Here is a 22,349-nt window from a genome sequence, read left to right on the forward strand (position 1 = left end):
GCGCCGATGGCGCCGCGGACCAGGTCGTCCCACATGAACCAGAAGCGGTCCTGGCCGGGTGTACCGAAGAGGTACAGGATCAGGTCCTGGTCCAGGGTGATGCGGCCGAAGTCCATGGCCACCGTGGTGGTGGTCTTGTCCCCGGTGTGGGTGAGGTCGTCGATGCCTGCCGAAGCAGACGTCATGACGGCCTCCGTGCGCAGCGGGTTGATCTCCGAAACGGCCCCGACGAACGTGGTCTTGCCCACGCCGAAGCCACCCGCCACCACGATCTTCGCCGAGGTGGTGGAGCGGCTTTCGGAGACCGTCCCGCCGCTAGAGCTTGCGAAGTCCACTGAGCACCCTTTCGAGCAGTGTCACGTCCGGGGCGCCGGTCGTCTCGTCGCCGCCCGGCTGATGCACGGCGACGAGTCCCGCCTCCGCCAAGTCGGCCACCAGGATCCGGGCAACACCCAGTGGCATGTTGAGCAGCGCCGAAACCTCGGCGACCGACTTCACCTCACGGCACAGATGGCAGATGCGCTGGTGCTCGGGAAGGAGCCCCATGAGCGCTGCCGGATCGGCCGTCGTACTGATCAGAGCCTCGATGGCCAGTTGGTAGCGCGGCCTGGTCCGGCCGCCGGTCATCGCGTACGGACGAACCAGCGGCTGGTCGCCCTCGTCCTCGTACGGCTCCGCGTACGGATCATGAGAGGCGGTGGGCGGGGTCATGAATCCTCCGGGCGGGACAGCAAGCGGTCAGTCAAGCCGTCTGATGGGGCCGGTGGGGGGAATTGTGGCGGCCGGACGGTGATTTGGTGAGACGGGTGGTGCCGGGGCCGATCAGTGCAGCAGACTTCCCTGTAGCTCGGCGCGCAGGTCTGGGGTGAGGACCGCCCCCGCGCGGTCGACCAGGAGCGCCATCTCGTAGCCGACGAGGCCGATGTCGCACTCGGGGTGCGCGAGCACGGCGAGGGACGAGCCGTCGGAGACGGACATGAGGAAGAGGAATCCCCGCTCCATCTCGACGACCGTCTGAGCGACGTTGCCGCCCTCGAAGATCCGCGAGGCGCCGGCCGTCAGGGAGGTCAGCCCCGAGGCGACGGCCGCGAGCTGGTCCGCGCGGTCGCGCGGGAAGCCCTCGGAGAGCGCCAGGAGGAGACCGTCGGCGGACACGACGACGGTGTGGGACACCCCAGGGGTGTTGTCCACGAAGTTGGTGATCAACCAGTTGAGGTTCTGTGCCGCCTGGCTCATCGGGCTCAACTAACGCTCCTGCTGGTGAGTGGGGTGCGGGAAGCTGCCGGTCTGTGAGGTCCCGGCCTGACGACCCTGTGCGATACCCCGACGGAGATTGGTCAGCCGGCCGCGCACGTCATCGGGGGCGCGCGAGACCTGAGGACCGCTCTGGTGGGACTGCTGCTGAGCTGTGCCCGGGACGAGGTTCGCCTTGGGCACCCGGCGCGGCAGGCCGGAGGTGGTGACGCCGCCCGCGGCCGGCTTGCGGACGCGTTCGGCCTGCTTGACGAGCTCGTCGTTGGGCGAGCTGCGCCAGGCGGCGTTGGACCGCTGCGGGCCGGTCGGGCCCTGCGGCTGCTGAGGGGACTGCTGGGGCTGGGGCTGGTGCTGCTGCGGGGGCTGGTGCTGCTGGGGCGCCGCCGGAGCCGCGCCGCCCGCCTGCTCCGGGGCGCCGCCCTGGCCGCCCCGGAACCAGTTGGTCTCCAGCGTGTCGTACAACGGCGTACGGCCGTCGCCCGGACCGGTCGCCGGCGGCAGGGCCCAGGCGTCGGACACCTGGCGCTGCTCCTCGGGCCGCTGTTGCGGGGCCTGCGGACGCGGGGCGCCGAAACCGCCGTCGGGCCGGCCGTTCGTCCGCGGGCGCTCGAACTGGCCCGTGGCGGACGGGTCGCCGGCGTTGCCGCGGTCCGGCAGGGCGTACTGGCCGGTCGAGCCGTTGTCCTGGCCCGGAGCCTGGTACTGACCGGGAGCCTGGTACTGGCCGGCGGCACCGTTGTCGTAGCCCTGCACGGCGGGGAACTGGCCCGTGGCGGACGGGTTCTGGTCGCCGGGACGGCCCTGCTGGCCGCCGAAGATGTCACCGCGGACGAACTGGCCCGTGCCGTGGGCGCCGTTCGTGCCCGGCTGGGCGTACTGGCCCGGGTTCTGACCGTTCCCCGGACCGTGCACGGGAGCCGGGGGGTTCTGCTGCTGCGCGTCGAACCGGGGGATCTCCGCCGTCGCGCCGGGACCCTGGTGGTCGTCGAAGCGGGGCATCGAGGCGGTGCGGGAGACGTCCGGCTCCTCGTGGCCGCGCGGGGCGTCCATCGAGGCGCGCGGCACCGGCGGCTGGGCGTTCTCGTCGCTCCAGCTGGGCACGCGCTGCTGCTGGTCGCCGCCGGGCAGTTCCGGACGGGCACCGCCGCGCGGCGGGAGCTGGGGCCGACGGCCGCGCTCGGCGGGGGCGTTGCCCGCGGAGGCGTTGCCCCGCTGCGGGGGCACCTGGCCCCGGGCGCCGCCGAAGGCGTCCTGGCCCTGGTTCCCGCCCTGGCCCGAGGCCTGCGGGGCACCGGGACCCTGGGCGCCGAAGGCACCCGCGCCGGCCGGCGCGGGACGTCCCTGCGGCGGGGCGGAGGGAGCGCCCTGGTCGAACAGCGACGGCGTCTGGTTGCCCGACGGACCCTGCGGTCCCCGGGCACCGGGCCGGCCGCCGCCGTCCCGTCCGGGCAGCGCGGCCCGCGGGCCCTGTCCGGAGCCGAGGCGGCCTCCGGGCGCACCAGCGCCGAGGGCACCGCCGCCGGACTGACCGGCTCCGGCGGAGCGCCGTGCCGCGGCGGCACCGGCGGCGGCCTGCGCGGCGGCCGGACCACCGGCGCCGGGCTGACCGGGCTTGCCCTGAGGCTTCTTGCCGCCCTGGGCGACGTCGACGGGCAGCATGACCAGCGCGGTCGTACCACCGGAGTCGGACGGGCGGAGCTGGATGCGGATGCCGTGGCGCTGGGACAGCCGGCCGACCACGAACAGACCCATGCGGCGGGAGACGGAGACGTCCACGGTGGGCGGCGAGGCGAGCCGCTCGTTGATCGCCGCCAGGTCCTCGGGGGACAGACCGATACCGGTGTCGTGGATCTCGATCAGCACCCGGCCGTCGGGCAGGGCGTGACCGGTGACCTTGACCTTGGTCTGCGGGGAGGAGAACGAGGTCGCGTTCTCCAGCAGCTCGGCGAGCAGGTGCACGAGGTCGTTGACGACCCGGCCGGCCACTTCGGTGCTCGGCACCGAGGCCAGCTCGATGCGCTCGTACTGCTCCACCTCGGACGCGGCGGCACGGAGCACGTCGACCAGCGGGACCGGACGGGTCCACCGGCGGCCGGGCTCCTCACCCGCGAGGACGAGGAGGTTCTCACCGTTACGGCGCATACGCGTGGCGAGGTGGTCCAGCTTGAACAGCGAGGACAGCTGGTCCGGGTCGGCCTCGCGGGACTCGAGTTCGGAGATCAGCGACAGCTGACGCTGGATGAGACCCTGCGACCGGCGCGAGAGGTTGGTGAACATCGCGTTGACGTTGCCCCGCAGCAGGGCCTGCTCGGCGGCGAGGCGGACCGCCTCGCGGTGCACGTCGTCGAACGCCGCGGCCACACGGCCGATCTCGTCCCGGGAGTGCACACCGACCGACTCCACGGACGTGTCGACGTCCTGCGGGTCGGACTCGGAGAGCTGCTTGACCAGGTCGGGCAGGCGCTCCTGGGCGACCCGGGTGGCGGTGTCCTCCAGGCGGCGCAGCGAGCGGATCATGGAGCGGGCCACGACGAAGGCGCCGACCAGGGACACGCCGAGCACGAGGAGGATCAGGGCACCGGAGACGATCGCGTCGCGCTCGGTGGCGCTGCGCAGCTCACGGGCCTTCTGTTCCATGTCCTCGAGCAGCTTGTGCTCGATGTTCTTCATCTGCTGGATTTTGGTGGAGCTGTCGTCCAGCCAGTCACGGTAGGAGCGCGCGCCGACCGACGCGAGGCCGTACTGCGAGGCCAGCGCGCGGCCGGCGTACTCGTCGGTGGCCTTGATCGTGGGGTTGCCCTCTTCGATGGGCAGCAGCAGCTCGGCGGCGAGGTCCTCGCCGTAGATGCTCTTGAAGCTGCGGAGCTCGGACTTCTGGCTCGTCAGGGCCGATTCCGCGTACAGCCGGTCGTTCTCGTTCAGCTTGCCCTTGGTGGTGTTGCCGGCGGGCAGCGCCGCGGCGAGGACGGCGCGCTGGACCGACGCGTACTCCTTGGCGGAGGAGAAGGACGCCAGGGCACGCGTGCGCTGGATCATGTCGGGGTTGCTGGTCGCCTCCGCCATGTCCTGCGAGAGGTCGATCAGGTTCTCGATCAGGCGGTGGTAGCCCTCGACCGTCTGGGTCGAGTTGTTCTCCGTCTGGAAGGCCGTGTTGCGGATCTTCTCGAGCTCGCCCAGGTCACCGGCGATCTGCACCAGGTTGTCGCGGACGCCCTTGAGGTTGCCGTCCTTGCTCGCGGCGTCGATCTCCTCGGAGCTGTCGAGGAAGTTCGACTTGGCGCGGTCGGTCTTCTCCCGGTAGCCCTTGACCGAGAAGTCCGTGCCCTTGCCGCCGTGCGCGAGCGGACCGGCCGACTGGTCGCGCTCCTCCTGGAGCGCGTGCGCCAGTTCGGTGGCCTGCTTGGTCATGTCCGTCAGCAGCTTCATGTTGTCGAGCTGCTGGATGTCGTCCATCGACTGCTGGATACGCAGTGCGCCGAGCGAGGTGGCCGCGACCACCGGCAGCGCGAGCAGCGACACCAGACGGGTCGAGATGCGCCAGTTGCGCAGGGCTATTCGCGAACCCGGGCCGGTCGGCTCGGCGGGGGAGGCCGACGGAGTCGGCGGTGCGGGCGGCGCGCCCGCGCCGGGGCGCTCGCCGCCGTTGCCGGGCGTGGTCGAACCCTGGCTCTGGGCGTGCTGGGGCGAGGAGCTGACGGCCTTGGGGCCAGTCCCGCCCTGCGGCTCCGGCTCCGCCGAAGCGCTGCCATCCCTCTTGAAACGTCCCTGCACTAGCGTCGCAACCTCTGAACCAGGCACCCCTCCGCGTGAACGGTGAGGCACGGTGTCGGCGTCATAGGGGCGCCCTGAATACGCCCCCGTGGTGGTCGTGATGATCCGGCGCCGGTCCCCCATCTCGCCGCCACTCGGCGCGTGGTCGCGCCCCCTGTGCGCCGGCTCGATCCCTGCGGCGGTCCGTGAGATTCCAGCACAGTGCAGGATCTCCAACAAGGCCCGTGGGCTTACCCGTGACATACGTGACACCCGGTGAGCGCCGGATCACCGGTGGTAGAAAAGGATCTTGTCCATACCGGGCGAAACGGCGCGGACCGGCGGGCCGGTGCGGGTGTCCCAGTCGGCATGATCAGGAGCGGAATGGTCGCTTCAGGGGGTCAATGTCCGATTCCGGTCACCCCGGAACGGGCCCGCATTGCCTGAATTGTTCCTCACTTCGTGAGGAAACTCACATCGTGATCACCGGATCCGCACCCGGGTCGCCGGGCATTCAATGTTTAGCCTGACGCTTTACAGGGATGGCAGAACTGACAACCCGCGCCCGCGCGAGGTCCTCCGGGCCCCGCCGGGCGCCCGTGCACAGGACAGGGTCAAGTAAACAGTGAAGACGACGACGATGTTCCACAGAATCGCCAACCCGCGGCGCACGACGCTGGCGCACCTCGGCGGTGCCGACGAACTGCAGACGCCGGTACAGCGGGAGCACCCCGTCGAACTCCCCACCCAGACTGCCAACCCCAAGCGCACCGTCCTCATGGAGATCCCGGTCGCGGCCGACGCCGCGCACTGACACCGGTCCATACGCGCGACGGCCGCGAAACGCTCAACGCGCACCGCGCGACCACGAGGGGCGCCCCACCCTGGACGGTGGGGCGCCCCTCGTCGGTGCGTCGGGCCGGGACCCCTGCGCGTTAGCCTGGAGCGTCAGACTCCAGCCGCTTCAGTCAAGGGGACCAGCATCCCGTGCGCATCGCCAGATTCTCCATCGACGGGAACGTCGCCTTCGGCGCGGTCGAGGGCGAGAAGCAGGACGAGCTCGTCCTGGACATCATCAAGGGCATCCCGTTCGCGGACTTCGAGCTCTCCGGCACCAAGGTCCCGGTGAGCAAGGTCAGGCTGCTGCCCCCGGTGCTCCCGAACAAGGTGGTGGCCTTCGGCCGCAACTACGCCGAGCACGCGAAGGAGATGGGCAACGAGGTGCCCGACGCCCCCTTCGCCTTCTTCAAGCCCGCCACCTCGGTCGTCGGCCCCGGCGACGAGATCCAGTACCCCTCCTTCTCCCAGGACGTGCACCACGAGGCCGAGCTCGCCGTGGTCATCGGCCGGCTGTGCCGCGAGGTCCCGCGCGAGCGCGTCAAGGACGTGATCTTCGGCTACACGTGCGCCAACGACGTCACCGCGCGCGACGTCCAGAAGCGCGAGAAGCAGTGGGCCCGGGCCAAGGGCTTCGACACCTCCTGCCCGCTCGGCCCCTGGGTGGAGACCGAACTGGACCCGCACGACCTGACGATCCAGCTCACGGTCAACGGCGGCCAGCGCCAGCTCGGCCGCACCAGCGAGATGATCCACTCCATCGAGGACCTGATCGTCAACATCTCCGAGGCCATGACGCTGCTCCCGGGCGACGTCATCCTCACCGGCACCCCGGCTGGGGTCGGCCCCCTCCACGTCGGCGACGAGGTCGCCGTCACCATCGAAGGCATCGGCACTCTCACCAACAAGGTTGTCAAGCGTGGCTAGCGCATCCGGCTCCTCCGTACGCGTCCGTTTCTGCCCCTCGCCCACCGGTAACCCCCACGTGGGCCTGGTCCGCACCGCCCTGTTCAACTGGGCGTTCGCCAAGCACCACGGCGGCACCCTGGTCTTCCGCATCGAGGACACCGACGCGGCCCGCGACTCCGAGGAGTCCTACAACGAGCTGCTCGACTCCATGCGCTGGCTGGGCTTCGACTGGGACGAGGGCCCCGAGGTCGGCGGCCCGCACGCGCCGTACCGCCAGTCGCAGCGGATGGACATCTACCGGGACGTCGCGCGGAAGCTCCTCGACGCCGGCCACGCCTACCACTGCTACTGCTCCCAGGAGGAGCTGGACACCCGCCGTGAGGCCGCCCGCGCCGCCGGCAAGCCGTCCGGCTACGACGGCCACTGCCGCGGGCTCACGCCCGCGCAGGTCGAGGAGTACAAGGCGCAGGGCCGCGAGCCGATCGTCCGCTTCCGGATGCCCGACGAGCCGATCACCTTCACCGACCTGGTCCGCGGCGAGATCACCTACCAGCCGGAGAACGTCCCGGACTACGGCATCGTGCGCGCCAACGGCGCCCCGCTGTACACCCTGGTCAACCCGGTCGACGACGCCCTGATGGAGATCACCCACGTCCTGCGCGGCGAGGACCTGCTCTCCTCCACCCCGCGCCAGATCGCCCTGTACCGGGCACTGATCGAGCTGGGCGTCGCCAAGGAGATCCCCGCCTTCGGCCACCTGCCGTACGTGATGGGCGAGGGCAACAAGAAGCTGTCCAAGCGCGACCCGCAGTCCTCGCTCAACCTCTACCGCGAGCGCGGCTTCCTGCCCGAGGGCCTGCTCAACTACCTCTCGCTGCTCGGCTGGTCGCTCTCCGCCGACCAGGACGTCTTCTCGATCGAGGAGATGGTCACGGCCTTCGACGTCAGCGACGTCAACCCCAACCCGGCGCGCTTCGACCTGAAGAAGTGCGAGGCGATCAACGCCGACCACATCCGCATGCTCGACGTGAAGGACTTCACCGAGCGCTGCGCGCGGTGGCTGAAGGCCCCGTTCGCGCCCTGGGCGCCGGAGGCCTTCGACGAGGCCAAGTGGCAGGCGATCGCCCCGCACGCGCAGACCCGCCTCAAGGTCCTCTCCGAGATCACGGACAACGTCGACTTCCTGTTCCTGTCCGAGCCGGTCTCCGACGAGGCCTCCTGGAACAAGGCGATGAAGGAGGGATCCGACGCCCTGCTGCGTACCGCGCGGGAGAAGCTGGAGACCGCCGACTGGACCTCCGCCGAGTCGCTGAAGGAGGCCGTCCTGGCCGCCGGCGAGGCCCACGGCCTCAAGCTCGGCAAGGCCCAGGCCCCGGTCCGCGTCGCGGTCACCGGCCGCACCGTCGGCCTGCCCCTCTTCGAATCCCTCGAGGTCCTGGGCAAGGAGACGACGCTGGCCCGCATCGACGCGGCCCTGGCGAAGCTCGCCGGCTGAGGCCGTCCGCCGTCGAGGGGCGGCGCCCGGACACGTCCGGGCGCCGCCCCTCGACGTTCCCGGGTACCGTCGGTGCCATGGACATCCGAGCCGTCGTCTGGGACGTCGACGACACGCTGTTCGACTACACCTCCGCGGACCGGAAGGGCATGGGCGCCCATCTGGCGGCCGAGGGGCTCCTCGCGGAACACGGGTCCGTGGAGCAGGCGCTGGCGCGCTGGCGGAGGATCACCGATCAGCAGTGGGCGCGGTTCGCCGCCGGCGAGGTGGACTTCGAGACGCAGCGGCGCGACCGCACCCGGGTGTTCCTGGGACGCGAGCTGACCGACGCCGAGGCGGACGCCTGGTTCGACCGCTACCTGGTCCACTACGAGTCCGCCTGGAGTCTCTTCCCGGACGTGCTGCCCGTGCTGGACGCCCTCGCGGAGAGCCACCGGCACGCCGTGCTCTCCAACTCCAGCCTGCTCGTGCAGGACCGCAAGCTGCGCGTGCTCGGGGTGCACGACCGTTTCGAGGCCGTCCTGTGCGCCGCCGAGCTGGGCGTCTCCAAGCCGGAGCCCGCCGCCTTCCTGGCCGCCTGCGAGGCGCTCGCGCTGCCCCCGCGGCACGTCGCGTACGTCGGGGACCACCCGGAGATCGACGGCCGGGGGGCCGCCGAGGCCGGGCTGCTGTCGGTGTGGATCGACCGCGCCGACGCCCACGCGACGGTGGAACCGCCCGTGGGTCCGCGGCGGATCGCCTCCCTCTCCGAACTCCCGTCGCTGCTGCGCGCCGATACTCGTTTTGGAGCGTCGTCGTCCTTCAGGTAATGTTCTTCCTGCGCCGCGGGGAGCGGGCCGGAAGGCCGGAGCCCCGAAGCGCAGAACTAGAACAAGATCCCCTCAGGGGCTTGCGTTCCAGTGGCCTATGGTGTAATTGGCAGCACGACTGATTCTGGTTCAGTTAGTCTTGGTTCGAGTCCAGGTAGGCCAGCTCGCAGAGCTCATCTGCACCCGCGGATCACATCCGCAAGCCCCCGTTGTGTAGCGGCCTAGCACGCTGCCCTCTCAAGGCAGTAGCGCCGGTTCGAATCCGGTCGGGGGTACAGATCCTTCCCGCGAGGACAGTGAGGGTAGCTCCCCCTGTCCTTACGGTGACACCACCCGGCTACCACCGGGTGAGGATCGCTAGGGCCCCCGTTGTGTAGCGGCCTAGCACGCCGCCCTCTCAAGGCGGTAGCGCCGGTTCGAATCCGGTCGGGGGTACTGACTGGTCTAAACCATCATTGGTCTATGGTGTAATTGGCAGCACGACTGATTCTGGTTCAGTTAGTCTTGGTTCGAGTCCAGGTAGACCAGCAGGATCTGCGGAAACGCATGATCCACGCCCCCGTTGTGTAGCGGCCTAGCACGCCGCCCTCTCAAGGCGGTAGCGCCGGTTCGAATCCGGTCGGGGGTACACAGGACGAAAGCCCTCCACTTCGGTGGGGGGCTTTCGCGTTGCCGCTCACTCGATGCCGTACCGGCGCGCCGACTCCTCTTCCTGCGCCAGCCGGTGCAGGGCCCGCAGCACCGGCTCGAACAGCACCGCCGACGCCACCGCCATCTCCACCTGCTCCGTCGGTGAGGCGTACGTCTCCATGTGGTCCAGTTGCCGGGACGCCACCTGGTGCATCAGCCGACCGTACGGGGCCATCAGTTCGGCATCCCAGGGGTAGCCGAGCCGGCGCAGCGTCGCCACCGCCACCACCAGCGAGCGGTGCACGGGGGAGAGCGTGGCCAGCTCCCGTGCGGTCTCCCAGCCCAGCGTCTCCAGCAGCCGTTCCACCTCCACGCGGGCGGCCGCGACGTCCGGGTCCTCCTCGTCCGGCTCCGGGTCCTGCGGCAGCGCCCACAGCGCCGCGCCCAGCCGGATGGTGCGGCCCAGGGAGTCGTCGTCGATGTGGCCCAGCACCTCGCGAGCCTTCGCCACCGGGACGCCTCCCACCTGGATCAGGGCGCGCACCAGACGCAGCCGGCGCAGGTGCTCCTCGTCGTACTCCGCGGTCGTGGCGTTGACCCGGCGGCCGGGCGGCAACAGTCCTTCCCGCAGGTAGTACTTGATCGTCGCGGTGGACACACCGCTGCGTTCGCTCAGTTCAGCCAGCCGCACCTCTTGCGCCTTTCTTGGGATAGCGAGACTATCCAATGGCTCCCGCGGGAGCACATCCAGCCCACCCTACGGATGCGGGAGTACGTCATGGGGCGCAGGTTCGCCGTTGCCGAGCGCACGACCGCCGCGGCCGAGGGGGACGTCGTCGTCCTGCTGATCGGCATGCGGATCAACCACTTCTGGGCGGTGCACCACTGGCTCCCGGTCCTCGTCTCCATGCCCCGCATGCTGCGGGAACTGGGCAGGCGGCCGGAGCGCGGACTTCTCGAGTACGTCCTGCTCACGGCCTCGCCGCGGACGTACTACGTCGTCCAGTACTGGGAGTCCAAGGAGAAGCTCTACGCCTACGCGCACGCCCCGGACACGGTCCACCACAGCGCGTGGACGTTCATCAACCGCAAGGAGCGGGCGGGGAAGGTGCGCGGTCACGTCGGGCTGTGGCACGAGACGTACGTGGTGCCGCAGGGCAACTACGAGTCGATCTACGCCGACATGCCGGCGTTCGGACTCGCCGCCGCGCACGGGCGGACAGCGCTGGAGAAGCGCGGCCGGCGCGCCAAGGACCGGTTCGCGTACCGGCCCGAGAAGCCGGCGACGGCGGAACAGCCGGAGAGGACGGCGCCGTCGGCGACGGCCGACGGCGCGTGAGACGGGGGAGGGTCCGCCGCGGCGTTGAGGCGGACCCGTTCCCGAAGGACGTGTGCGATGGACGGGGGAAGCGTCAGGAGCGCCGCAGCGCCTCGGAGAGGCGGCCGGCGGCGTCGATGACGGCCTGGGCGTGCATCCGGCCCGGGTGCCGGGTCAGCCGCTCGATGGGGCCGGAGACCGACACGGCGGCCACCACGCGGTTCGACGGACCGCGCACCGGCGCCGAGACGGACGCCACGCCCGGCTCGCGCTCGCCGATCGACTGGGCCCAGCCGCGGCGCCGTACACCCGAGAGGGCCGTGGCCGTGAACCGGGCGCCCTGCAGGCCGCGGTGCAGCCGCTCGGGCTCCTCCCAGGCCATGAGGATCTGCGCCGACGAACCGGCCTTCATCGTGAGCGTGGAGCCCACCGGGACCGTGTCCCGCAGACCGGACAGGCGCTCCGCCGCGGCGACGCAGATGCGCATGTCGCCCTGGCGGCGGTAGAGCTGGGCGCTCTCGCCCGTCACGTCGCGCAGGTGGGTCAGCACCGGGCCGGCCGTCGCCAGCAGCCGGTCCTCGCCCGCGGCCGCGGCCAGTTCGGCGAGCCGTGGGCCGAGAATGAAACGCCCCTGCATGTCACGCGCCACCATGCGGTGGTGCTCCAGCGCCACGGCCAGGCGATGGGCCGTGGGTCGTGCCAGTCCGGTGGCACCGACCAACCCCGCGAGGGTGGCCGGGCCGGACTCCAGAGCGCTCAGGACGAGTGCTGCCTTGTCCAGAACGCCGACGCCGCTACTGTTGTCCATGCAACGATACTTGCGTCTCACTCTGTGAAACGCAAGTTCAATTTTCCGTGGAACCCGCCACTCTTGAAGCACGAAGCAACGCGGCCCGTGGACCACCGGGCCTGACGGCGGACGCCCGGTGACAGGGGCGCGGGCGCCGTCTCACAGATCTCTAGTTGGGCCGGAGAGCCGCATGCCGGCCGGAGGGAAAGCGATGGGTAGGACACTCGCGGAGAAGGTCTGGGACGACCACGTCGTCCGGCGCGCCGAGGGCGAGCCCGACCTCCTCTTCATCGATCTGCACCTGCTGCACGAGGTGACCAGCCCCCAGGCCTTCGACGGCCTCCGTAAGAACGGCCGCCAGGTGCGCCGTCTCGACCTCACCATCGCGACCGAGGACCACAACACCCCGACCCTCGACATCGACAAGCCCATCGCCGACCCGGTCTCCCGGGTCCAGCTGGAGACGCTGCGCAAGAACTGCGCGGAGTTCGGCGTCCGGCTGCACCCGCTGGGCGACGTCGAGCAGGGCGTCGTGCACGTGGTGGGCCCGCAGCTGGGCCTGACCCAGCCCGGCATGACCGTGGTCTGCGGCGACTCGCACACCTCCACGCACGGCGCCTTCGGCGGACTGGCCTTCGGCATCGGCACCTCCCAGGTCGAGCACGTCCTGGCCACCCAGACGCTGCCGATGGCCCGCCCCAGGACCATGGCGATCACGGTCAACGGCGAACTGCCCGAGGGCGTCACGGCCAAGGACCTGATCCTCGCGATCATCGCCAGGATCGGCACCGGCGGCGGCCAGGGCTACGTCCTGGAGTACCGCGGCGAGGCCATCGAGAAGCTCTCGATGGAGGCCCGCATGACCATCTGCAACATGTCGATCGAGGCCGGCGCCCGCGCGGGCATGATCGCCCCCGACGAGACGACGTTCGCCTACCTCGAGGGCCGTCCGCACGCCCCCAAGGGCGAGGACTGGGACGCCGCCGTCGCCTACTGGAAGACGCTGAGGTCCGACGACGACGCCGAGTTCGACGCCGAGGTCGTCATCGAGGCCTCCGAACTGTCGCCGTTCGTCACCTGGGGTACCAACCCCGGCCAGGGCGCCCCGCTTTCCGCGTCGGTCCCCGACCCGGCCTCGTACGAGGACGCCTCGGAGCGGTTCGCCGCCGAAAAGGCGCTGGAGTACATGGGGTTGGAGGCCGGCCAGACGCTGCGCTCCATCAACGTGGACACCGTCTTCGTAGGTTCCTGCACCAACGGCCGCATCGAGGACCTGCGCGCCGCCGCCGACGTCATCAAGGGCCGCAAAGTCGCCGACGGCGTACGGATGCTGGTCGTCCCCGGCTCCGCGCGGGTCGGTCTGCAGGCCGTCTCCGAGGGCCTGGACGTGGTCTTCAAGGAGGCCGGCGCCGAGTGGCGGCACGCGGGGTGCTCGATGTGCCTGGGCATGAACCCCGACCAGCTCGCCCCCGGTGAGCGCTCCGCCTCCACCTCCAACCGCAACTTCGAGGGGCGGCAGGGCAAGGGCGGCCGTACGCACCTGGTGTCCCCACAGGTCGCCGCCGCCACCGCGGTGCTCGGGCACCTGGCCTCCCCGGCCGACCTCGCCGCCGCCGACGACCGCACGCCCGCTGGAGTCTGATCAGTCATGGAAGCATTCACCACCCACACCGGCCGGGCCGTCCCGCTGCGCCGCAGCAACGTCGACACCGACCAGATCATCCCGGCCCACTGGCTCAAGAAGGTGACCCGGGACGGCTTCGAGGACGGGCTCTTCGAGGCCTGGCGCAAGGACCCGGAGTTCGTCCTCAACCGCCCCGAGCGCGCGGGCGCCACGGTGCTGGTCGCCGGCCCCGACTTCGGCACCGGCTCGTCCCGCGAGCACGCCGTCTGGGCGCTGCAGAACTACGGCTTCAAGGCCGTGATCTCCTCCCGCTTCGCCGACATCTTCCGCGGCAACTCGCTGAAGAACGGCCTGCTGACGGTGCTCCTCGACCAGAAGATCGTCGACACGCTGTGGGAGCTCACCGAGTCCGACCCGACCACGGAGATCACCGTGGACCTCGAGTCGCGTGAGGTGCGCGCCGAGGGCGTCACCGCCCCCTTCGAGCTGGACGAGAACTCCCGCTGGCGGCTGCTGAACGGGCTCGACGACATCTCCATCACGCTGCGGAACGAGGCGGACATCGCCGCGTACGAGGCGAAGCGCCCGTCGTTCAAGCCGCGGACGCTCACCGCCTGACTCCGCGCGCGGCCGAAGTCCTCGCCTTCACGTCGACTTTCGGCCACCGGATCACTCCTCCCGTACCCCCGATCGGACCGATCGGGGGTACGGCCGTCTCCGCACCCGTTCGGCTCCGCGCGTCCTCTTGAGCGCCGCCAACTTGCCACGTTAAGAAGGTTGTTGCCCGGGTACACGTGTCACGCGCCCGTGAATCCCGGGTGTGTACGGAAAGCCGTCCGGCGTGGCAGTTGCCCCCTGCGCAGGCGACAACTCGCCCCAGATGGCACAATCTGTGCATGGAACACGACGGCCAACTCCAGCTCTATACGGCGGTCGCGGTCCAGCTCAAGGAAGCGCACTCGAGGGTGCGCGCACTGCAAGTCCCGGAGGGCGTACGGATGGCGCTGACCCGGAAGCTGCTGGTCATTACGGCCGTGGCCAAACACGATCTCGCCGGTGCGGCAAGGCGTCTGGAGCGGTTCACCACGGACCTCGACGAGGGTCGAATCCCCGAAGAGGAACGCTGAACCAGCCGGGACAACCGAGTCCGTTGCGGCACAAGGGTGATTAGCCCGTTTCGTGTTTGATTTGCGGTATATATCTGCCTAACGTGCGAAAAAGCTTGAACACATACGTTCTGGCGATGTCTCCGAAGGGGAAGACGTGAACAAGGCGCAGCTCGTAGAAGCGATTGCCGACAAGGTGGGCGGCCGCCAGCAGGCCGCCGACGCCGTCGACCACGTACTGGACGCCATCGTCCGCGCGGTCGTCTCGGGGGAGCGGGTCTCGGTCACCGGCTTCGGTTCGTTCGAGAAGGTCGACCGTCCGGCCCGCTACGCCCGCAACCCCCAGACGGGCGAGCGGGTTCGGGTCAAGAAGACCTCCGTCCCCCGCTTCCGCGCGGGCCAGGGCTTCAAGGACCTGGTCAGCGGCTCGAAGAAGCTGCCGCGCGGCGGTGAGGTCTCCGTCAAGAAGGCACCCAAGGGCAGCCTGACCGGCGGTGCTTCGGCGACGGTGAAGAAGGCCGCCGCGAAGAAGACCACGGCCAAGAAGGCCGCCACCGCGAAGAAGACCGCCGCCAAGAAGACGACCGCCGCGAAGAAGGCCACCACCAAGACGGCCGCCGCCAAGACCACGGCGAAGAAGGCCCCCGCCAAGACGACGGCGACGGCCAAGACCGCCACGGCGAAGAAGACCGCGGCGAAGAGCGCCCCGGCGAAGAAGGCGACGGCCAAGAAGGCCCCCGCCAAGAAGTCGACCGCGCGCAAGACCACCGCCAAGAGGACCACGGCCCGCAAGAAGTAGCGGGCGTCTCGTCCCCTTCGAGCCGAGCGGTACTCACGTGTCGGGCCGGGCTCCTCCGGGAGCCCGGCCCGCGGTGTGTCCGGGGCCGCACCGTGAGTCTCAGAAGGTCTGCAGTGTCACCAGCGTGATCCGGCGGGACTCGCCCTCGCCCTCCGTCTCCAGCCGCACCCGCTGCCCGGGACGCAGCAGCCTCAGCCCGCCCGCGTCGAACGCGGCGGCGTCGAACGGCACCGGGGTGCCGTCGTCCAGGAGCACCTGACCGCTGCGGCTGTCGGGGTCGTAGGTGTACGCGGTGGCCTGCATGCCGGAAGCCTACTGCTGCCCGGCGGGCAACCGCGCGGCGACCGCGGCCGTGTGAGGACCGACGCCCAGCGCCAGCGCGGCCCGCAGGTCGGCGCCGGTGTCGACGTCCTGCCGTACGGAATCGACGGCGTCGAGGGACAGTTCCACCGCGCCGGACGCCCGGTGACGGGCACGGGAATCCGTGCCGAAGAACGGACGCAATTCACGGCCCCGGTTCGCGGCGAGCAACGTGGTGCCGCGTTCCGCGGAATCCGGGAGAAAGGAACGGGGGAATTGCGCCGCCGCGTCCAGGACTCGGGCCAGTTCGGCCGGACGCAGCGCCGGCAGGTCCGCGTTCAGGGCCGCCACCGAGCCGGCCCGGCGGGCGGCGCCCACCACCGCCGCGGCATGGGCCAGCGCCTCGTTCAGTCCGGCGCGCGGCTGGTCGGGGACCGTCCCGGCGCCCAGCGCGGCCAGCTCACGGGCGGCCAAGGCGTCGTTGGTGACGACCACCACATCCCGTACGGCGGCGCACTCCAGCGCGGCCGCCACCGTGTCCTGCGCGAAGGCGAGCGCCAGTCCCGGACGCAGACCGTCGTCCGCGGTGTCCGCCAGCCTGCTCTTGGCCTGCGGCAGGGGCTTCAGGGGTACCACCAAGGTCCACTGCACGAGCGTTGCGTCCCTCTCTTGTCACGGCCATTGTCACCCGGGGCGGCCGGCGGCCGGGGGACCGGGCGTACGGTGTTCTCGACAGACCGGCGGCCCGGGGCGACACTTGTGCGGCCCGCCGGGCCTGAGGGGGGCCGGGACCTGGGCCTGACGTCCGTAAGAGGAAGGTGTACTCGTGCCGCGCCGCAGAATCGGCTTCTGGTACCGCTTCGCCGCGGTGATCTGCAAACCGCCGCTGGTGGTACTGCTCAAGCGGGACTGGCGCGGAATGGAGAACATTCCGGCCGAGGGTGGATTTATCACCGCGGTGAACCACAATTCACACATCGATCCTTTGGCCTACGCGCACTTCCAGTACAACACCGGCCGTGTTCCGCGATTTCTCGCGAAGAGCGGCCTTTTCAGCAAGGGATTCGTCGGCGCCGCGATGCGCGGCACCGGGCAGATCCCCGTGTACCGCGAGAGCACGGACGCGCTGAGCGCCTTCCGGGCCGCGATCGACGCCGTGGAGCGCGGCGAGTGCGTCGCCTTCTACCCCGAGGGCACCCTCACCCGCGACCCGGACGGCTGGCCGATGACCGGCAAGACCGGTGCCGCGCGCGTCGCGCTGCAGACCAAGTGCCCGGTGATTCCCGTCGCCCAGTGGGGCGCCAACGAAGTGCTGCCGCCGTACGCCAAGAAGCCGCGCCTGTTCCCGCGCAAGACCAGCCGGGTGCTGGCTGGCCCGCCGGTGGACCTCGAGCGCTTCTACGACCGGGAGATGACCCCGGAACTCCTCAAGGAGGCGACCGGGGTGATCATGGCCGCCGTCACCCGCCAGCTGGAGCACATCCGTGGCGAGAAGGCCCCCGAGACGCCCTACGACCCGCGCGAGGAACGACTGGAGCAGCGGCGCAGGACGCACCGGCAGCAGCGGCAGGACCGCACGCCCCGGCAGGACCGCACCCGGGACGACCGGGCCGTCGTACGGGAAGAAGGGCTGGGCACGTGAGCAAGCCGGTCAAGGCGGCCGTCTTCGGCACCGGATCGTGGGGGACGGCCTTCGGCATGGTCCTCGCCGACGCGGGCTGCGACGTCGTGTTGTGGGGACGGCGCCCCGAACTCGCCGAGGCGGTCAACTCCACCCGCACCAATCCCGACTACCTGCCCGGGGTCGAACTCCCCGAGAACCTGCGGGCCACCTCGGACGCCGCCGAGGCCGCGCGGGGCGCCGACTTCACCGTCCTCGCGGTGCCGTCGCAGACGCTGCGCGGCAACCTGGCCCAGTGGACCGATCTGCTCGCGCCCCGCACGGTGCTGGTGTCCCTGATGAAGGGCATCGAACGCGGCTCCGCGATGCGGATGAGCGAGGTGATCGACGACGTCGCCAAGGTCGGCCGTGAGCGGATCGCCGTGGTCACCGGACCCAACCTGGCCCGGGAGATCGCCGCCCGTATGCCGGCCGCCGCCGTGGTCGCGTGCACCGACGACGAGGTGGCCCGGCAGCTCCAGACCGCCTGCCACACCCCCTACTTCCGGCCCTACACCAATACCGACGTCATCGGCTGCGAGCTGGGCGGCGCGGTGAAGAACGTGATCGGTCTCGCCGTCGGCATCGCGGACGGCATGGGGCTCGGCGACAACACCAAGGGCTCGCTCATCACGCGCGGCCTCGCCGAGACCACCCGGCTCGGCGTCGCGCTCGGCGCGGACCCGCTGACCTTCTCCGGACTCGCCGGCCTGGGCGACCTGGTGGCCACGTGCTCCTCGCCGCTGTCCCGCAACCACACCTTCGGCACCAACCTCGGCAAGGGGCTGACCCTGCAGGAGACCATCGCGGTCACCAAGCAGACCGCCGAGGGCGTCAAGTCCTGCGAGTCGGTGCTGGACCTGGCCCGCCGGCACGGCGTCGACATGCCCCTCACCGAGACGGTCGTCGGGATCGTGCACGAGGGCAAGCCCCCGCAGGTGGCTCTCAAGGAGCTGATGTCGCGCAGCGCGAAGCCCGAACGACGCTGAGCGACGGCCGGACGGCGGCCGGGCGGCGGCCGGGCGGCGGCCCCCTCCGTTCGGCCCACGTACGGCGTTGCGGGCGCTGTGTCCCGGCCCTGCCAACGGGTACGCTCGTCGCGATATGAGCACCGAGAACCTCCCCCAGAGCCCCGACTCGCCGTCGCGCAAGCCGCGTGTGGCCGTCGTGTTCGGCGGGCGCAGCTCCGAGCACGGGATCTCCGTGGTCACCGCCGGCGCCGTCCTCAAGGCCATCGACCGGACCAAGTACGACGTCCTGCCGATCGGCATCACCCAGGACGGCCGGTGGGCGCTCACCGCCGACGAACCGGACCGCATGGCGATCACCGAGCGCCGCACGCCCAGCGTCGACCAGCTGGCCGAGTCCGCGGAGGGCGCGGTGGTGCTCCCCGTCGACCCCGCCGACCGGGAAGTCGTGTACAGCGAACCGGGATCGGTGCCCAAGGCACTCGGTGAGGTCGACGTGGTCTTCCCCGTGCTGCACGGCCCCTACGGGGAGGACGGCACCCTGCAGGGTCTGCTCGAACTCTCCGGCATCCCCTACGTGGGCTCCGGTGTGCTCTCCTCGGCCGTCGGCCAGGACAAGGAGTACATGAAGCGGGTGTTCACCTCCTTCGGGCTGAAGGTCGGCCCGTACCTGGTGATCCGGCCGCGCGAGTGGGCGCAGGACGAGCCGGCGGCCCGCAAGCGGATCGTCGAGTTCGCCGGTGAGCACGGCTGGCCGCTGTTCGTGAAGCCGGCCCGCGCCGGTTCGTCCATCGGCATCACCAAGGTCGAGGACCTCGGCGGCCTGGACGACGCCGTCGCCGAGGCCCAGCGCCACGACCCGAAGATCCTCGTCGAGGCGACGCTGCGCGGGCGCGAGATCGAGTGCGGCGTGCTGGAGTTCGAGGACGGGCCGCGCGCCTCGCTGCCCGCCGAGATCCCGCCGCCGGACACGCACGCGTACTACGACTTCGAGGCCAAGTACATCGACTCCACGCCCGGCGTGGTGCCCGCGCCGCTGACCGACGAGGAGACGGCCGAGGTGCGCCGGCTCGCGGTGGCGGCCTTCGACGCGGCGTCCTGCGAGGGGCTGGTCCGCGCGGACTTCTTCCTCACCGAGGACGGCGAGTTCGTGATCAACGAGATCAACACCATGCCCGGCTTCACGCCCATCTCGATGTACCCGCAGATGTGGCAGGCGACCGGCGTGAGCTACCAGGAGCTCGTCGACCTCCTCATCGAGGCGGCGCTGCGCCGGTCCACCGGGCTGCGCTGAGCGCGACCCGCACGCGTCAGGAGGCGATCCCCTCGGGGATCGCCTTCTTCACGGCCGGGGCCAGATCGATCAGCACGCCCGTGCTGTCACGCCCGTCGGACACCCTGACCTCGACATACGCCTCGCGGTTGGCGGTGGTGAAGCGGTAGACGCCGTCGTCCCGCTTCTCCATCAGCCAGTCGACGCCGTTGACGCCGCCCGGCACCGCGTCGGCGTCCTGTCCGCCTGCCACCTTGGGATCGGCCATCTTCGGGGGCCGCTCCACACCGCACCGCAGTATGATCGCCACGCCGCCCCAGCCCGCGGTCAGTTCGGACGCGGGTTCGGGATCGTCGCGATTCTCACCGTCCACCGTCGCCGGCAGGACCTCGTCCAGGTTCTGACACAGCTCGGTGACCTTCGCGTCCGGGCTGGGAACCGCCGTGGACGCGCTGTCGTCTGCTGAGGAGCAGCCCGCGGCGGTGATCAGCACCGCGAGCGCGGAGCACACGGCGTGCCGGTGACGGAAGGAGTTCACCGACACAGGGTAGACGGGGGCTACAGATGGACGACCGGGCAGGTCAGGGTGCGGGTGATGCCGTCCACCTGCTGGACCTTGGCCACCACCATGCGGCCCAGGTCGTCGACGGTGTCGGCCTGGGCGCGCACGATGACGTCATAGGGACCCGTCACGTCCTCGGCCTGGACGACTCCAGGAATCTTGCCGATCAGATCGGCGACGGTCGACGCTTTGCCGACCTCCGCCTGGATCAGGATGTACGCCTGTACCACGGAACCTCCAGGGCGGCCACGAGGATCATGTGGGGAAAAGGAACGCCACGGTATCGCGTCGCCGCTCGTCGCGGGGAGACCTGCGGGAACCGGGGCTTGCGCGCCGGGGTACAAGCACGGGAGAAGTTGACGGTCAGTTCGACCGTAGCGAGGACTCGGACGACCCGCGACCGGGCACGGACAGTGATAGAAGGGGCGAAAGGGAAATGAAGGGCACTGTTGGTGAGCTAGGGGAGTTCGGGCTCATCAGGGAGCTCACCTCCCGTCTCACCACCACCCCGGCGGTCCGGGTCGGCCCCGGCGACGACGCCGCGGTGGTCTCCGCACCCGACCGGAGGGTCGTGGCCAGCACCGACGTCCTGGTGGAGGGCCGTCATTTCCGCCGCGACTGGTCCACGGCCTACGACGTCGGCCGCAAGGCCGCCGCCCAGAACCTCGCCGACATCGCCGCCATGGGCGCCGTGCCGACCGCCCTGCTGCTGGGCCTGGTCGTTCCCGCCGAACTGCCGGTGACCTGGCCCAGCGAACTGATGGACGGGCTGCGCGACGAGTGCCAGGTGGCCGGCGCCGCGGTCGTCGGCGGGGACGTCGTGCGCGGCGACACCATCACGGTGTCCATCACCGCGCTCGGTGACCTGCGCAACCAGGAGCCGGTCACGCGGGGCGGGGCGCAGCCCGGCGACATCGTCGCCGTCACCGGCTGGCTCGGCTGGTCCGCGGCCGGGCACGCGGTGCTTTCCCGCGGGTTCCGCTCCCCGCGCGCCTTCGTCGAGGCCCACCGGCGTCCCGAGCCGCCGTACCACGCGGGCCCGGCTGCTGCCGGCCTGGGCGCGACCGCCATGTGCGACGTCAGCGACGGCCTGATCGCGGACCTCGGGCACATCGCCGAGGCCAGCAAGGTCCGCATCGACATCCGCTCCGGCGCGATCGACATCCCCTCGCAGATGAACGACATCGGGCAGGCCGTCGGTGTCGACCCCATGCAGTGGGTGCTGACCGGCGGCGAGGACCACGCGATCGTGGCCACCTTCCCGCCGGACGTGAAGCTCCCCGCCCGCTGGAAGGTCATCGGTGAGGTCCTCAACCCGTCCGCGCTGCCGCAGGTCACGGTGGACGGGGCGCCCTGGACCAGCCAGGGCGGCTGGGACCACTTCGGGGACATCGAGTCATGAGCGCCCCGCCCCGGGTGCTCACGGTGGCGGGCTCCGACTCCGGCGGGGGAGCCGGCATCCAGGCCGACCTGAAGACGATGCTGGCGCTCGGCGTGCACGGGATGAGCGTGCTCACCGCGGTGACCGCCCAGAACTCCCTGGGCGTGCAGGGTGCCTGGGAGCTTCCGGTGGAGGCGGTACGGGCCCAGTACCGCAGCGTCGTCGACGACATCGGGGTGCAGGCGGTCAAGACCGGCATGCTGGCCTCGGCCGAACTCGTCGAGGCGGTCGCCGACTTGCTGGCCGGCGCCGGCGCGCCGGCCGTGGTCGACCCGGTGGGGGTCTCCAAGCACGGCGACGCGCTGCTGGCGGCGTCCGCGCTGGACTCCGTCCGCGCGAAGCTGCTGCCAGTGGCGACCGTGGCCACCCCGAACCTGGACGAGGTGGGGCAACTCACCGGCGTGCGGGTGGGCTCGGAGCGGGACATGCGGCGGGCCGCCGCCGCGATGCTGGAGTTCGGGCCCCGCTGGGTGGTGATCAAGGGCGGCCATCTGTCCGGTGACGCGGTGGATCTGCTCACCGACGGGTCCGAGGAGCACTGGCTGCGCGCCCCCAGGCACGACAACCGCCACACCCACGGCACGGGCTGCACCCTGGCGTCGGCGATCGCCTCGTACCTGGCGAAGGGCCACACGGTCCCCGAGGCGGTCACGGCGGCGAAGACCTACGTCACCGGAGCACTGGCCTCGGGCTTCGCCCTGGGCGGGGGAATCGGCCCGGTGAACCACGGGTGGGCGCTGCGCGAGGACGACGCGAGGTAGTCACACGGGCGGCCTGTCTCCCACGGGCACGAGCGTCCGCAGGCCGTTCCGTTGTGGTCCGGG

General features: G+C 70.8%; 24 protein-coding genes and 5 tRNA genes. 19 read left to right on the plus strand and 10 right to left on the minus strand.

What is annotated here, in order from left to right; genetic code table 11:
- The 4 genes from B100_RS0129070 to B100_RS0129085 form a co-directional block, all read right to left on the minus strand.
- Positions 1 to 335, minus strand: a 335-nt coding sequence (locus B100_RS0129070; RefSeq protein ID WP_024887913.1) for an ATP/GTP-binding protein, incomplete at its 3' end; no start/stop codon positions are given.
- Positions 316 to 711 (minus strand): DUF742 domain-containing protein, encoded by a 396-nt coding sequence (locus B100_RS0129075; RefSeq protein WP_004924977.1) that lies wholly within the window; start codon positions 709 to 711, stop codon positions 316 to 318. The genes B100_RS0129075 and B100_RS0129070, both read right to left, overlap by 20 nt.
- Positions 712 to 822: 111 nt before the next feature.
- Entirely contained in the window at positions 823 to 1,236 is a 414-nt protein-coding gene (locus B100_RS0129080) for a roadblock/LC7 domain-containing protein (RefSeq protein ID WP_004983056.1), read from the minus strand.
- Between the two features lie 9 nt (positions 1,237 to 1,245).
- A complete protein-coding gene (locus tag B100_RS0129085; protein ID WP_024887914.1) occupies positions 1,246 to 5,025 on the minus strand; it encodes a nitrate- and nitrite sensing domain-containing protein in 3,780 nt (1,259 codons plus the stop codon).
- A 619-nt stretch (positions 5,026 to 5,644) separates the two neighbouring features.
- On the opposite strand from B100_RS0129085, the gene B100_RS37360 reads away from it, so the two are divergent.
- The 9 genes from B100_RS37360 (at position 5,645) to B100_RS0129130 (ending at position 9,682) form a co-directional block, all read left to right on the plus strand.
- Positions 5,645 to 5,818: a hypothetical protein gene (locus B100_RS37360; protein ID WP_199785300.1), complete on the plus strand. Its 174-nt coding sequence runs from the start codon at positions 5,645 to 5,647 to the stop codon at positions 5,816 to 5,818.
- A gap of 173 nt (positions 5,819 to 5,991) precedes the next feature.
- On the plus strand, positions 5,992 to 6,768 hold the full coding sequence (locus B100_RS0129095) for a fumarylacetoacetate hydrolase family protein (protein ID WP_024887915.1): 777 nt from the start codon (positions 5,992 to 5,994) through the stop codon (positions 6,766 to 6,768).
- Positions 6,761 to 8,245, plus strand: a complete 1,485-nt coding sequence (gene gltX, locus B100_RS0129100; RefSeq protein WP_078541246.1) for a glutamate--tRNA ligase — start codon at positions 6,761 to 6,763, stop codon at positions 8,243 to 8,245. Before B100_RS0129095 ends, gltX begins: the two co-directional genes overlap by 8 nt.
- 77 nt (positions 8,246 to 8,322) lie before the next feature.
- Positions 8,323 to 9,054: an HAD family hydrolase gene (locus tag B100_RS0129105; RefSeq protein ID WP_024887917.1), complete on the plus strand. Its 732-nt coding sequence runs from the start codon at positions 8,323 to 8,325 to the stop codon at positions 9,052 to 9,054.
- Positions 9,055 to 9,145: 91 nt separating this feature from the next.
- Positions 9,146 to 9,217, plus strand: a tRNA-Gln gene (locus B100_RS0129110).
- A 39-nt stretch (positions 9,218 to 9,256) separates the two neighbouring features.
- Positions 9,257 to 9,329: transfer RNA gene (locus tag B100_RS0129115), tRNA-Glu, on the plus strand.
- Between the two features lie 87 nt (positions 9,330 to 9,416).
- Positions 9,417 to 9,489: transfer RNA gene (locus tag B100_RS0129120), tRNA-Glu, on the plus strand.
- A 21-nt stretch (positions 9,490 to 9,510) separates the two neighbouring features.
- Positions 9,511 to 9,582 (plus strand) — tRNA-Gln (locus tag B100_RS0129125).
- A gap of 27 nt (positions 9,583 to 9,609) precedes the next feature.
- A tRNA-Glu gene (locus B100_RS0129130) sits at positions 9,610 to 9,682 on the plus strand.
- Between the two features lie 48 nt (positions 9,683 to 9,730).
- On the opposite strand, the gene B100_RS0129135 is transcribed toward B100_RS0129130, so the two are convergent.
- Positions 9,731 to 10,375, minus strand: coding sequence for a MerR family transcriptional regulator (locus B100_RS0129135; RefSeq protein ID WP_024887918.1), 645 nt, complete (start codon positions 10,373 to 10,375; stop codon positions 9,731 to 9,733).
- An 87-nt stretch (positions 10,376 to 10,462) separates the two neighbouring features.
- Between B100_RS0129135 and B100_RS0129140 the strand changes: the two genes are divergently transcribed.
- Entirely contained in the window at positions 10,463 to 11,023 is a 561-nt protein-coding gene (locus B100_RS0129140) for a DUF4188 domain-containing protein (protein ID WP_024887919.1), read from the plus strand.
- A 73-nt stretch (positions 11,024 to 11,096) separates the two neighbouring features.
- Here B100_RS0129140 and ndgR read toward each other — a convergent pair whose 3' ends face one another.
- Positions 11,097 to 11,810 carry an IclR family transcriptional regulator NdgR gene (gene ndgR / locus B100_RS0129145; protein ID WP_004924944.1) on the minus strand — a complete coding sequence of 238 codons (714 nt, stop codon included), beginning with the start codon at positions 11,808 to 11,810 and terminating at the stop codon, positions 11,097 to 11,099.
- Positions 11,811 to 12,003: 193 nt separating this feature from the next.
- Here ndgR and leuC point away from each other — a divergent pair, with 193 nt between their 5' ends.
- The 4 genes from leuC to B100_RS0129165 all read left to right on the plus strand — a co-directional run bounded on the left by leuC (position 12,004) and on the right by B100_RS0129165 (position 15,321).
- Positions 12,004 to 13,434: a 3-isopropylmalate dehydratase large subunit gene (leuC, locus tag B100_RS0129150; RefSeq protein ID WP_024887920.1), complete on the plus strand. Its 1,431-nt coding sequence runs from the start codon at positions 12,004 to 12,006 to the stop codon at positions 13,432 to 13,434.
- A 6-nt stretch (positions 13,435 to 13,440) separates the two neighbouring features.
- Positions 13,441 to 14,034 (plus strand): 3-isopropylmalate dehydratase small subunit, encoded by a 594-nt coding sequence (gene leuD / locus B100_RS0129155; RefSeq protein WP_024887921.1) that lies wholly within the window; start codon positions 13,441 to 13,443, stop codon positions 14,032 to 14,034.
- A 278-nt stretch (positions 14,035 to 14,312) separates the two neighbouring features.
- The gene (locus B100_RS0129160; protein ID WP_024887922.1) at positions 14,313 to 14,543 is read left to right on the plus strand and encodes an SCO5555 family protein; all 231 of its coding nucleotides are present in this window, start codon (positions 14,313 to 14,315) and stop codon (positions 14,541 to 14,543) included.
- A gap of 136 nt (positions 14,544 to 14,679) precedes the next feature.
- On the plus strand, positions 14,680 to 15,321 hold the full coding sequence (locus tag B100_RS0129165) for an HU family DNA-binding protein (protein ID WP_024887923.1): 642 nt from the start codon (positions 14,680 to 14,682) through the stop codon (positions 15,319 to 15,321).
- A 99-nt stretch (positions 15,322 to 15,420) separates the two neighbouring features.
- Here the strand turns inward: B100_RS0129165 and B100_RS0129170 are convergent, their stop codons facing one another.
- Positions 15,421 to 15,624 carry a hypothetical protein gene (locus B100_RS0129170; RefSeq protein WP_024887924.1) on the minus strand — a complete coding sequence of 68 codons (204 nt, stop codon included), beginning with the start codon at positions 15,622 to 15,624 and terminating at the stop codon, positions 15,421 to 15,423.
- Positions 15,625 to 15,633: 9 nt separating this feature from the next.
- Complete coding sequence (gene cofC / locus B100_RS0129175; RefSeq protein WP_024887925.1) at positions 15,634 to 16,272, minus strand: 2-phospho-L-lactate guanylyltransferase; 639 nt, start codon at positions 16,270 to 16,272, stop codon at positions 15,634 to 15,636.
- Between the two features lie 175 nt (positions 16,273 to 16,447).
- Between cofC and B100_RS0129180 the strand changes: the two genes are divergently transcribed.
- The 3 genes from B100_RS0129180 (at position 16,448) to B100_RS0129190 (ending at position 19,543) form a co-directional block, all read left to right on the plus strand.
- Positions 16,448 to 17,263 (plus strand): lysophospholipid acyltransferase family protein, encoded by an 816-nt coding sequence (locus tag B100_RS0129180; protein ID WP_024887926.1) that lies wholly within the window; start codon positions 16,448 to 16,450, stop codon positions 17,261 to 17,263.
- The gene (locus B100_RS0129185) at positions 17,260 to 18,270 is read left to right on the plus strand and encodes an NAD(P)H-dependent glycerol-3-phosphate dehydrogenase (RefSeq protein WP_024887927.1); all 1,011 of its coding nucleotides are present in this window, start codon (positions 17,260 to 17,262) and stop codon (positions 18,268 to 18,270) included. Before B100_RS0129180 ends, B100_RS0129185 begins: the two co-directional genes overlap by 4 nt.
- Before the next feature lie 115 nt (positions 18,271 to 18,385).
- Positions 18,386 to 19,543: a D-alanine--D-alanine ligase family protein gene (locus B100_RS0129190; protein ID WP_024887928.1), complete on the plus strand. Its 1,158-nt coding sequence runs from the start codon at positions 18,386 to 18,388 to the stop codon at positions 19,541 to 19,543.
- A 16-nt stretch (positions 19,544 to 19,559) separates the two neighbouring features.
- On the opposite strand, the gene B100_RS0129195 is transcribed toward B100_RS0129190, so the two are convergent.
- Together B100_RS0129195 and B100_RS0129200 are read right to left on the minus strand one after the other, a co-directional pair.
- Positions 19,560 to 20,060 (minus strand): DUF3515 domain-containing protein, encoded by a 501-nt coding sequence (locus tag B100_RS0129195; protein WP_024887929.1) that lies wholly within the window; start codon positions 20,058 to 20,060, stop codon positions 19,560 to 19,562.
- Between the two features lie 20 nt (positions 20,061 to 20,080).
- The gene (locus tag B100_RS0129200; protein ID WP_024887930.1) at positions 20,081 to 20,314 is read right to left on the minus strand and encodes an Lrp/AsnC ligand binding domain-containing protein; all 234 of its coding nucleotides are present in this window, start codon (positions 20,312 to 20,314) and stop codon (positions 20,081 to 20,083) included.
- Positions 20,315 to 20,520: 206 nt separating this feature from the next.
- Here B100_RS0129200 and B100_RS0129205 point away from each other — a divergent pair, with 206 nt between their 5' ends.
- Positions 20,521 to 21,486: a thiamine-phosphate kinase gene (locus tag B100_RS0129205; RefSeq protein WP_024887931.1), complete on the plus strand. Its 966-nt coding sequence runs from the start codon at positions 20,521 to 20,523 to the stop codon at positions 21,484 to 21,486.
- The gene (thiD, locus tag B100_RS0129210) at positions 21,483 to 22,286 is read left to right on the plus strand and encodes a bifunctional hydroxymethylpyrimidine kinase/phosphomethylpyrimidine kinase (protein ID WP_024887932.1); all 804 of its coding nucleotides are present in this window, start codon (positions 21,483 to 21,485) and stop codon (positions 22,284 to 22,286) included. Before B100_RS0129205 ends, thiD begins: the two co-directional genes overlap by 4 nt.
- Positions 22,287 to 22,349 lie beyond the last annotated feature (63 nt).

This window comes from Streptomyces sp. CNH189, assembly GCF_000527195.1.

Excerpts from the sequence above, each read along its gene's own strand:
- B100_RS0129075 (WP_004924977.1), bottom strand. The coding sequence starts at position 711 with ATGACCCCGCCCACCGCCTCTCATGATCCGTACGCGGAGCCGTACGAG.
- B100_RS0129080 (WP_004983056.1), bottom strand. The coding sequence starts at position 1,236 with ATGAGCCAGGCGGCACAGAACCTCAACTGGTTGATCACCAACTTCGTG.
- B100_RS37360 (WP_199785300.1), top strand. The coding sequence starts at position 5,645 with ATGTTCCACAGAATCGCCAACCCGCGGCGCACGACGCTGGCGCACCTC.
- B100_RS0129105 (WP_024887917.1), top strand. The coding sequence starts at position 8,323 with ATGGACATCCGAGCCGTCGTCTGGGACGTCGACGACACGCTGTTCGAC.
- B100_RS0129140 (WP_024887919.1), top strand. The coding sequence starts at position 10,463 with ATGGGGCGCAGGTTCGCCGTTGCCGAGCGCACGACCGCCGCGGCCGAG.
- ndgR (WP_004924944.1), bottom strand. The coding sequence starts at position 11,810 with ATGGACAACAGTAGCGGCGTCGGCGTTCTGGACAAGGCAGCACTCGTC.
- leuC (WP_024887920.1), top strand. The coding sequence starts at position 12,004 with ATGGGTAGGACACTCGCGGAGAAGGTCTGGGACGACCACGTCGTCCGG.
- leuD (WP_024887921.1), top strand. The coding sequence starts at position 13,441 with ATGGAAGCATTCACCACCCACACCGGCCGGGCCGTCCCGCTGCGCCGC.
- B100_RS0129160 (WP_024887922.1), top strand. The coding sequence starts at position 14,313 with ATGGAACACGACGGCCAACTCCAGCTCTATACGGCGGTCGCGGTCCAG.
- B100_RS0129170 (WP_024887924.1), bottom strand. The coding sequence starts at position 15,624 with ATGCAGGCCACCGCGTACACCTACGACCCCGACAGCCGCAGCGGTCAG.
- B100_RS0129190 (WP_024887928.1), top strand. The coding sequence starts at position 18,386 with ATGAGCACCGAGAACCTCCCCCAGAGCCCCGACTCGCCGTCGCGCAAG.
- B100_RS0129205 (WP_024887931.1), top strand. The coding sequence starts at position 20,521 with ATGAAGGGCACTGTTGGTGAGCTAGGGGAGTTCGGGCTCATCAGGGAG.
- thiD (WP_024887932.1), top strand. The coding sequence starts at position 21,483 with ATGAGCGCCCCGCCCCGGGTGCTCACGGTGGCGGGCTCCGACTCCGGC.